This window comes from Nocardiopsis listeri (assembly GCF_020741345.1).
GTDB lineage: Bacteria > Actinomycetota > Actinomycetes > Streptosporangiales > Streptosporangiaceae > Nocardiopsis > Nocardiopsis listeri_A.
In genome coordinates, this window is the sequence record NZ_DYZD01000117.1 from 1 (window position 1) to 9,360 (window position 9,360).

8 protein-coding genes are annotated in these 9,360 nt (G+C 69.3%); 4 read left to right on the top strand and 4 right to left on the bottom strand.

Annotated elements, in window-relative coordinates:
• The 3 genes from K8V84_RS06885 to K8V84_RS06895 all read right to left on the bottom strand — a co-directional run.
• A partial coding sequence (locus K8V84_RS06885; protein WP_304071908.1) for an aminoglycoside phosphotransferase family protein occupies positions 1–540 on the bottom strand: 540 nt, incomplete at its 3' end.
• 69 nt (positions 541–609) lie between these two features.
• Positions 610–1,752, bottom strand: coding sequence for an endo-1,4-beta-xylanase (locus K8V84_RS06890; RefSeq protein WP_304071910.1), 1,143 nt, complete (start codon positions 1,750–1,752; stop codon positions 610–612).
• 19 nt (positions 1,753–1,771) lie between these two features.
• The gene (locus K8V84_RS06895; RefSeq protein WP_304071912.1) at positions 1,772–3,022 is read right to left on the bottom strand and encodes a cytochrome P450; all 1,251 of its coding nucleotides are present in this window, start codon (positions 3,020–3,022) and stop codon (positions 1,772–1,774) included.
• A gap of 282 nt (positions 3,023–3,304) precedes the next feature.
• Between K8V84_RS06895 and K8V84_RS06900 the strand changes: the two genes are divergently transcribed.
• The 3 genes from K8V84_RS06900 to K8V84_RS06910 all read left to right on the top strand — a co-directional run bounded on the left by K8V84_RS06900 (position 3,305) and on the right by K8V84_RS06910 (position 7,108).
• Positions 3,305–5,116: a serine/threonine-protein kinase gene (locus tag K8V84_RS06900; protein ID WP_304071914.1), complete on the top strand. Its 1,812-nt coding sequence runs from the start codon at positions 3,305–3,307 to the stop codon at positions 5,114–5,116.
• Between the two features lie 290 nt (positions 5,117–5,406).
• Complete coding sequence (locus K8V84_RS06905; protein WP_304071916.1) at positions 5,407–6,384, top strand: glycoside hydrolase family 5 protein; 978 nt, start codon at positions 5,407–5,409, stop codon at positions 6,382–6,384.
• A gap of 58 nt (positions 6,385–6,442) precedes the next feature.
• Positions 6,443–7,108, top strand: a complete 666-nt coding sequence (locus tag K8V84_RS06910) for a lytic polysaccharide monooxygenase (RefSeq protein WP_304071919.1) — start codon at positions 6,443–6,445, stop codon at positions 7,106–7,108.
• A 182-nt stretch (positions 7,109–7,290) separates the two neighbouring features.
• Here the strand turns inward: K8V84_RS06910 and K8V84_RS06915 are convergent, their stop codons facing one another.
• A complete protein-coding gene (locus K8V84_RS06915; RefSeq protein ID WP_304071921.1) occupies positions 7,291–7,995 on the bottom strand; it encodes a GntR family transcriptional regulator in 705 nt (234 codons plus the stop codon).
• A 415-nt stretch (positions 7,996–8,410) separates the two neighbouring features.
• On the opposite strand from K8V84_RS06915, the gene K8V84_RS06920 reads away from it, so the two are divergent.
• Positions 8,411–9,358, top strand: coding sequence for an ABC transporter substrate-binding protein (locus K8V84_RS06920; protein ID WP_304071922.1), 948 nt, complete (start codon positions 8,411–8,413; stop codon positions 9,356–9,358).
• The last annotated feature ends 2 nt before the right edge of the window (positions 9,359–9,360 follow it).

Genomic DNA, 9,360 nt, shown 5'->3' on the forward strand with positions numbered 1-9,360 from the left:
CGCCCAGCGTTCCAGCACCGGTCGCCGGGGCTCCTCCAGATGGGCGGCCCTGGCCCGTCCTCGATCGGCGATGTCACGGGTGATGGGTCCGAGCCCGCGTATCCCCTCCGGACCCGGGTGGGCGGTCAGCCGAGCCAACAGGGAACCGATGACCTCCAGGGCCGGTTCCAGGGGTTCCTCGTCCAGACGTCGACCCGGGTCGAGGGCCTCCAACAGCATCGCCCCGGTCCGAGGGCCGTGGTCGAGCAGCCGAACCGCGCCCTCCCCGTCCCAGACGCGCAGGGCCAGGGGTTCACCCTCGGTCTCGGGATCCTGGGGCTGGATCTTGAGCACCGCCGAAGTGCCATCGGCGCGACGTACGGGCACAACCAGGGCCACCGCCCCGTGCATGCTCTCGCCGGCCACGGTCAGCCCCCACTCGTCGAGGTGCCGCACCGTCAACCCGGGAAGCCGGCGCGCCCACTCCGGGCCGAAGAAGGAGGTGACGGATTCGACCAGGGCCCGGGGCACGGTGACGGGGTGGACGGAGGCGTTGTCCATGGAAGGTCTCCTCGGATCGGGTCCGCTCCACGATGGCGGGTGCGGGCCGGTGCTCGCACCCGCTTTTGGTCATCCGTTCCGCACCCTCCGACGCACCGGTCGCCCCTGTGCCCGTCGTCCCCTGCTCAGCGCGTCGACCATCCCGCCCAGCGCCGGCTTGCTCCGGTAGTCCTCGTCGAAGGGCAGCGCGGAATCGTAACCGGGGAACCATTCGGGGATCCACGAATGGGCGTCGGTCACCCCCCACACGCTCACGCCCACACAACGCGACACCTCCAGGCACGCCTCCACGGCCCGCCGGTACTCCTCGGCCTGGTCCGAGACCGCCTCGTCGGTGACCGGTTCGGCGATGCGCACGTCCAGTTCGCTGATCTCCACGTCCAGGCCCAGGTCCGTGAAGCGTCGCATGTTCTCGGCCAGGTCCTCGGGTACGTCGCCGTGCACGAAGTGCCCTTGGAACCCGATGCCGTGCAACGGCACTCCCTGCTCCAACAGCCCGGAGGCGAGTTCGTACAGGGCGTCGGCCTTGTCCCCGCCGCCCTCGATCCCGAACTCGTTGATGTAGAGCCGGGCCTGCGGGTCGACCTCGTGCGCCATCCGCAACGCCTCGGCGATGTAGTCCTCGCCCAAGGCCTGGTACCAGAGGTTCTCGCGCAGCTCGGGGCCGCCGTCCTCGAAGGGTTCGTTGATCACGTCCCAGGAGTCGACCCGACCCTGGTAGCGGCCCAGCAACGCCTCCATGTGCTCGCGCATGACCTCGCGCAGCTCGTCGGCGTCGTAGAAACCCCGCGCCAGCCACTCGGGCTGCTGGTTGTGCCACAACAGGGTGTGCCCGCGGATGTCCAGGTCGTGCTCCTCGGCGAAGTCGACCACGGTGTCGGGGCCGCTCCAGTCGAACTCATGACGCTCGGGTTGGACGTGCACCCACTTCATCGTGTTCTCGGCCGTCACCGCCGTGTAGTGGTCGGTGACGACGTCCTGGTAGTCCGAATCGTCCCGCAACGGGTCGACGGCCACGGCCACACCCAACTTGATACCGTGCGACTCGGCCAACCCCGGCAGGTCGCTCCCGGTTTCCCCGGCAGGTCCCGGCAGAGCCAGCACCGACACCGCCACCACCACGAAGACCACCGCGCACACCGCCCCCACCGCGAGCAGCGGCCCTCGCCCGCGTGTGGTCGTGCGCCCAGGCCTTTGGGCCCTCTCCCGCACCCTGCCCTCCCCCTACCCTCTAGCGGCCGACGGTGACCGGGAACGTGGCCAGACCCCGGACGGTCAACGTGTCACGTCGGGTGGGCATCGCCGTGGGGCGCAGTCCCGGGATCCTCCGGCTCAGCGTCCGCAGGGCGATCTGGCCCTCCAAACGGGCCAGTGAGGCCCCGAGGCAGTAGTGCGTCCCACCCGAGAAGGCCAGATGCTCCGCGGCGTTGGACCGGGTGATGTCGAAACGATCGGGTTCGTCGAAGTGCTCGGGGTCGCGGTTGGCGGACCCGATCAGGCAGATGACCTGTTGACCGGCACCGATGGGCACCCCTTCGACCTCGGTCTCCTCCCGGGACCAGCGTCCGGTGAGCTGGACCGGCGAGTCGTAGCGCAGGGTCTCCTCCACCGCCCCGACCGCCAGCTCCGGATCCTCGACCAGGCGCTCCCACTCCTCACGGTGGCGGAGCAGCGCCATCGTCCCGTTCCCGATCAGGTTCACCGTGGTCTCGAACCCGGCCACCAACAGCAGCCGGAACATCGATCCCAGTTCGGTCGCCGTCAACTCGCCCTCGTCGAAGTGGGCGACCAGATCGGAGACCACGTCCTCACGCGGGTCGGCCCGGCGTTCGACCATCAAGCGTTCGAGCAACGCGTCCAATTCCGCCGTCGCCTCCCGGATCCGTCCGAGTTGGCGCGCCGAACGGGCACCGTCGAGGGCCGCCCCGATGACGTTCCCGATGCGGTCGAAGTCGGACCGATCCTCCTCAGGAACCCCCAACAGGTGGCTGATCACCGTGATGGGCAGCGGCTGGGCGAAGTCGCGCATCAGGTCGAACTCACCGCGTTGCAGGGCGCGGTCGAGCAGCTCGTCGGCGATCTTCTGGATCACGAGCCGGTAGTCCTCCATACGGCGGGGGGAGAAGGCCGGCTTGGCCAGCTTGCGCAACCGGGTGTGGTCGGGCGGGTCGCGCTGCAGGAACGACAGGTCCATCACGTCGAACTGCTCGGGGACCACCACATCGGAGGGCGGTGCGACCCCGAAGTCACGATCGCGCAGGATCCGGTGGACGGCGGAGCGCGTGGAGGCGGCGTGGAAGGGCAATCGGCTGGAGACCACCGGACCCTGCTCGCGAAGACGCCGGTAGGTCGGAAAGGGGTTCTCTCGCCAGGGCCAGTGCAGGAGACGACTGGGGTGGTCCCCGCTCTGGGCCGCCAACCACGACACGCCGTGGGCGGTGCGCAGCTGGGCGTCGATACGAAAGGTCTCGAGAGTCTTCACGGGCGCGCCTCATCCTGTCGGTGCTGTCCTTCGACCCTAGATCGGCCTTCCCCCGCAGGCCTGTCCACCCGCATGGTTGGCCGTGTGTGGCCAGGTGGGAACCATGGACCCCGGTCCACTCGTTCCCCGAGCCCTTTCCACGCGCATTCGACAGAGGCGACGAACTCCACGCTCCGGCACGGGATCACACACCCCGACGGTGGTTTCGACGGGGGTGCCACGCCCTAGACTGGGGCCTCGTTCCACTTAGGACAACGCCGTACAGGCCGGAGGTAGAGGACGTTGGGGCCGCTAGAGAGCACTGATCCGGAGCGAATCGGCCGGTACCGGCTGATCGGGCGCTTGGGCGCCGGTGGCATGGGTCAGGTGTTCTTCGGACGCTCGGCCGGCGGCCGCGCCGTCGCGATCAAGCGCATCCACCCGCACATGGCGGCGGACACCTCCTTCCGGGAGCGTTTCGCCCGCGAGGTGAACGCGGCCCGTCAGGTCAGTGGTGCGTTCACCGCACCGGTGATCGACGCCGGGCCCGACGACGAGGTGCCCTGGTTGGTCACCTCCTACGTGCCCTCGCTACCCCTGGACGAGGCGGTGCAGGCACACGGTCCGCTGCCGGAACCGTCGGTGCGGGTGCTGGCCGCGGGCCTGGCCGAGGCGCTGGTCGAGATCCACCGGGTGGGCCTGATCCACCGCGACCTCAAGCCCGGAAACGTGCTGCTGGCCGAGGACGGCCCACGGGTGATCGACTTCGGGATCGCGCGGGCCACCGACGGCACCGCGGCCACCCAGTCGGTGATCGGCACTCCGGGCTTCATGAGCCCCGAACAGGTCCAGGGCGAACAGCTCACCCCCGCCAGCGACCTGTTCGCCTACGGAGCGGTGCTGGCCCACGCGGCCTCGGGCGGCGGCCCCTTCGGCGAGGGCAACATGCCCACCATGGTCATGCGCATCATCAGCAAGGAACCCGACCTGTCGGGTGTGCCGGAGTCGTTGCGGCACCTGGTGGCGGCCTGTCTGTCCAAGGACGTCAAGGGTCGCCCGAGCCCCGGCGAGATCCTGGACTACCTGGGCGACGTGCACGCCGGTTCCTCCTGGTTGCCGCCCGCGGTGATGATGGGCGTGCAGGAGCAGGTGGCCAAGGTCAACAAGGCCCTGGCGACCTCGACGGCCGACCCGGGCGCCACCGGTGGCCACCAGCGCACCGAGGTGCTGGGCGCGGGCGGCGCCGCGGCCCTTGGAGGGGCGGCGGGCGCGGCCGCCGGAGCGGCGGCCGCGGGCGCCATGGGCGATGACCAGGCCACCCGGGTGGCGGGCCACGGGCAGGACCCCTCGGTCGGGGAGACCTCGGTCCTGGGGACCCAGGGACAGCAAGGCGGTCAGGGTTACCAGCCCACCCAGCAGTACCAGCAGGGCTACCAGCCCACGCAGCAGTATCCGGGCGCTCAGCAGCAGGGAGGTCCCCCCGCCACCGCGGGCGATGACGCCACCCGGCAGTACCAGCGGCCCGGCGAGGAGGACCCCTACGCCGACCTGTACGAGGAGCGTCGCGGGGCGACCGACCCGCGTCAGGACCAGTATCGACAGGCCGAGGAACAGCGTCGCCGGCAGATGGAGCAGCAGCGCCGCCAGGCCGAGGAACAGCGACGCAGGCAGGAACAGCAGGACGAGCAGCGCCGTCGCCAGGAGGCCGAGCGCGCCCACCGTGACCGGCTGCGCGCCGAACAGGAGGCGGCCCGTCGGGCGCAGTCGGAGGCCCGCCGCGCCGATCAGCCCGGCCTGTGGGGCTTCGTCAAGCTGCTGCCGTTGCTGATCATCCCGTTGATCCAGATCCCGCTGGGCTACGGCGCGGCGCTGGCCTGGACGTGGTTCACCACCGAGACCGACGTGTGGACGGGCGTTCCGTACTACTTCGAGCCATGGAGCATGGACTCGTTCTGGCACGCGACCATGCTGGGCTACTTCATCCTCAACAACCTGGTGGCGTTGGAGTTCCTGGTGCGGTCGTTGCGGACCTCGTTCGTGACCGGCGCGGTGCTGGCGCTGGGCGTGATCGCCGCGACCAACGGGCTGCTGTACAGCTTCGGTTTTTGGGCCTGAGGCCCGGAAAGCGCACCGGACCGGATCGAGAGGGGCGGGGGACCGACATGGTCTCCCGCCCCGCCCCATTGGTGTGATCAGTCGGTGTCAAGGCGGCTCGGAGCGGCTCCGGCTCTGGATGTTGGGTTAACTTAACGTGTGCTCAGTTGAGCTGTGCGTGAAAAAAACAGCCCGAAACCCTATTGTGGCGGGGTTTCGCTCTTGTTAAGTTGCATCACAAGCTCCATGGGAACGCTCCCAAATTCGGGGTTCCCGTGAATGGTAGTCATAAAGACCGACGGAGAAGCACCGTGCACCGACCCCGCTCCCTGGTGTCCCTGGCGGCTCTCGCCCTCACCATCCCCTTCCTGGCCCACGCCGCACCGGCGTCGGCCGAGACCGGACTGCACGTCGACGACCAGGGCCGCCCGGCCCACGCCGACGGCACCGACCTGATCATGCGCGGCGTCAGCCACCCCCACGCCTGGTTCGCCGACCGCACCCCCACCGCCCTCGCCGACATCGCCGGACTGGGCGCCAACACCGTGCGCATCGTCCTCAGCAGCGGCGACCGCTGGGACCGCACCGACGAAGGCCGACTCCGGGACATCGTCGCCCAGTGCGCCGACCTGGGCCTGGTGTGCGTGTTGGAGGTCCACGACACCACCGGCTACGGCGAGGACGCCGAGGCGGCCACCCTGGACCAGGCCGTCGACTACTGGATCGACGTCCGAAGCGCCGTTCAGGGCGCCGAGGACCACATCGTCGTCAACATCGGCAACGAGCCCTACGGCAACGACGAGGTCGTCAACCAGGGCTGGGCCGCCGACACCTCCGACGCGATCGTGCGCCTGCGCGAGGCCGGCTTCGACCACATGCTGGTCGTGGACGCCCCCAACTGGGGCCAGGACTGGCAGGGCACCATGCGCGAGGCGGCTCCCGAGGTCGCCGCCGCCGACCCCCACGACAACACCGTCTTCTCCATCCACATGTACGGCGTCTACGAACAGGAGTCGACCGTCGTCGACTACCTGGAGCACTTCACCGACGCCGGAGTGCCCCTGATCATCGGCGAGTTCGGCCACGACCACAGCGACGGCGACCCGGACGAGGACGCCGTCATGGCCCACGCCGACCGCCTGGGACTCGGCTACATCGGCTGGTCCTGGAGCGGAAACAGCGGCGAAGTGGAGTACCTCGACATGGTCGAGGACTTCGACGCCGACCGGATCACCGAATGGGGAGAGCGCATCTTCCACGGACCCAACGGCATCGCCACCGGTGGCTGAGGAACACGCTGCGCCCACCACCGAACCCCGCCAATCCCCCCTCGAAAGGACACCCCCCATGAGAACGCTCGCCAGGACCGGAGCCCTCACCGCCTCGGCCGCCCTCGTCGGCGGCCTGGCCCTGACCTTGAGCGCGGAGTCGGCCGAGGCGCACGGCGCCTTCACCTACCCGGCCAGCCGCACCTACGCCTGCTACGCCGACGGAATCGAGGGCGGCCAGGGCGGCAACGTCGAGCCCACCAACCCCGCCTGTGCCGACGCCCTGGAGGAGGGCGGCAGCTACCCGTTCTGGAACTGGTTCGGCAACCTGATCAGCGACGCCGACGGCCGCCACCAGGAGGTCGTGGCCGACGGTGAGCTGTGCGGCCCCACCGCCGACTTCGCCGCCTTCAACGCGGTGCGCTCGGACTGGCCCACCACGGCGCTGCCCTCGGGACGGACGGTCGAGTTCCACCACAACGCCTGGGCCCACCACCCCGGCACCTTCTACACCTACGTCACCGGTCCCGGTTGGTCGCCCGAATCCCCGCTGAACTGGTCCGACCTGGAACTGATCAGCGAGGTCACCGATCCGCCGCTGAGCGAGGGCGGTGTCGAGGGCGCCGAGTACCGCTGGGACGTCGACCTGCCCGAGCGTTCGGGCCGGCACATCATCTACGTGGTCTGGGAGCGCTCCGACAGCCCCGAGGCCTTCTACAACTGCTCCGACGTGGTCTTCGAGTAGGCGGCGTTCGTCTAGTGCCGCCGCTGCACCTCGACGTGTTCTGGCGCCGAACGAGTCGGGAACCTTCGGCGTCAGAACAGTGACCCCTGTGATCCTCTCCGGAGGGTCGGGGCCCGGTCTCGCAGGAGGAGGCCGGGCCCCGACCCGTTCACGGCCCGGGTGTCATGGGCCGTGCGGGCCGATCACCGGTGCCCAGGCGCCTGTCCGAGCAGGTGGATCAGGGCGCGACGGGCCGAGTCCACGTGTTCCTCGGCGGCCCGGGCCAGTTCCTCGCCGGGGCCGCGGCTCATCAGGCGCACCAGGTCGTGGTGTTCGACGACCAGCAGGTCGCGGTAGTGGGCCTGGTCGTGTTCGATGCGGGTCAGCTGGATCAGGCGCACCTGGGAGCGCACGCCGAGCCAGGCGTCGGTGAGGCGGCCGTTGTCGGCGATGGCGTAGACACGGTCGTGGAAGGCCAGGTCCAGGGCGATCAGGGTCAGTCCGTCGGCGTCGCCCTCCAGGGCGCGGGCCATGGCCTGGACCAGTGATTCGAGTTCGGCCAGGTGGGCGGGGGTCATGCGGGAGGCGGCGGTGAGGGTGGCCAGCCGGTCCAGGGCGGCCCGCACGGTGTAGACCTCGTCGACGTCCTCCGGACCCAGGTCGATCACGCGGGCGCCGCGGTGCCATTCGCTGCGCACGAGCCCCTCGCGTTCGAGCATGGCCAGCCCCTCGCGTACCGAACCGCGGCTCACGTCCAGGGAGGCGGCCAGCTCGACCTCGCGCAGGGGAGAGCCGGGGGCGACCCGTCCGTCCAGGATGGACTCCCGGATGCGGTCGGCCGCTTCGTGGGCCAGGCCCCGCCTGCGGACTCGTCGCATTCCGCCGTTACCGCCGTCGTCTTGTGCCACGTCGCAAAAGTGTACGGCGTACGCCACTGCGGACAAGAATCCGTCGGGTCTCAGTACCGCTTCGATGTACAAATGTTGACATTGTGACAACACAGGGTCGAATATGGGGCCCCGTACGGGGTTTTCGACTCCGTGGTCCGGGTCCCGTCCTGACCCGGACCACGGGCTCTCCGATTCTCTCAGGGTGCCCCGACCCTTCTTCACGCCCGCGCTCGTTCGCGGTGCCCCTTCCTTCCTCGCGTCGCCCTCGAAGGCGCTGCCCAGGCTCGGTCATCCGACCTTTTCGCTGTTCACGTGTTTGAAATGTGCCTCGAGCACGTCTTGACCCGGTGATCGGGATCACTTATGTTCACTTTAAGAACACATGTTCGCAAAGCGTACATCTGTGTGTTTCGCGCTCCCTGTTGGAGATCCCATGCGCCTGTCCCCGGCACTCGCGGTCGTCGCACTCCTGGCCACCGCGGCCTGTTCCCCCTCCGAAGAGGGCACGGGAGAAGGAGAACTCACCACCGTCACCGCCGGCGTCATCCCCATCGTGGACGTCGCCCCCATCTACCTGGGTGTCGACCAGGGGTTCTTCAGCGACCGCGGCATCGACCTGCAACTGGAATCCGGCTCCGGCGGTGCCGCGATCGTCCCCGGTGTCATCAGCGGTGAGTTCGACTTCGCCTTCAGCAACATCGTCTCGCTCATCGTCGCCCGCGAGCAGGGCCTGCCCTTGGCCGCGCTCACCAACGGCGTCACCACCGCAGGAGAACAGGGCGCCGACTTCGGTGGCGTGTTCGTCCCCGACGACAGCGACGTCACCGGTGCCGCCGACCTCGAAGGTCTGACCGTGGCCGCCAACAACCTCAACAACATCGGCGACACCACCGTCCGCCAGTCCGTGCGAGCCGACGGCGGCGACCCCGCCGAGGTCGACTTCGTCGAACTGCCCTTCCCCGACATGCCCGCCGCCCTGGAGACCGGCCGGATCGACGCCGTTTGGGCCGTGGAACCGTTCGCCTCCACCATCCGGGAGGCCGGCCACCGCGAGATCGCCTCCAACTTCGTCGACACCCACCCCGAGCTGTCCGTGGCCGCCTACTTCACCGGCGAGGACCGCCTGGCCCAGGACCCCGAGCTCTTCGACGACATCACCGCGGCCCTGGAGGAGTCCCTGGCCTACGCCGAGGACAACCCCGACGAGGTCCGCCGCATCCTCGGCACCTACACCGAGATCGACGAAGAGGTCATCGAACAGATGGTCCTGCCCCGCTTCCCCGAACAGATCAACGACGAATCCGTTCAGACCCTGGCCGAACTGATGGTCACCGACGGACTCATCGAATCCGAGCCCGACCTGGACGCACTCCTGCCCTGACC

What these genes read in the sequence shown, in the direction of transcription:
- K8V84_RS06910 (WP_304071919.1), top strand. Translation starts at nt 6,443, where the DNA reads ATGAGAACGCTCGCCAGGACCGGAGCCCTCACCGCCTCGGCCGCCCTC.
- K8V84_RS06920 (WP_304071922.1), top strand. Translation starts at nt 8,411, where the DNA reads ATGCGCCTGTCCCCGGCACTCGCGGTCGTCGCACTCCTGGCCACCGCG.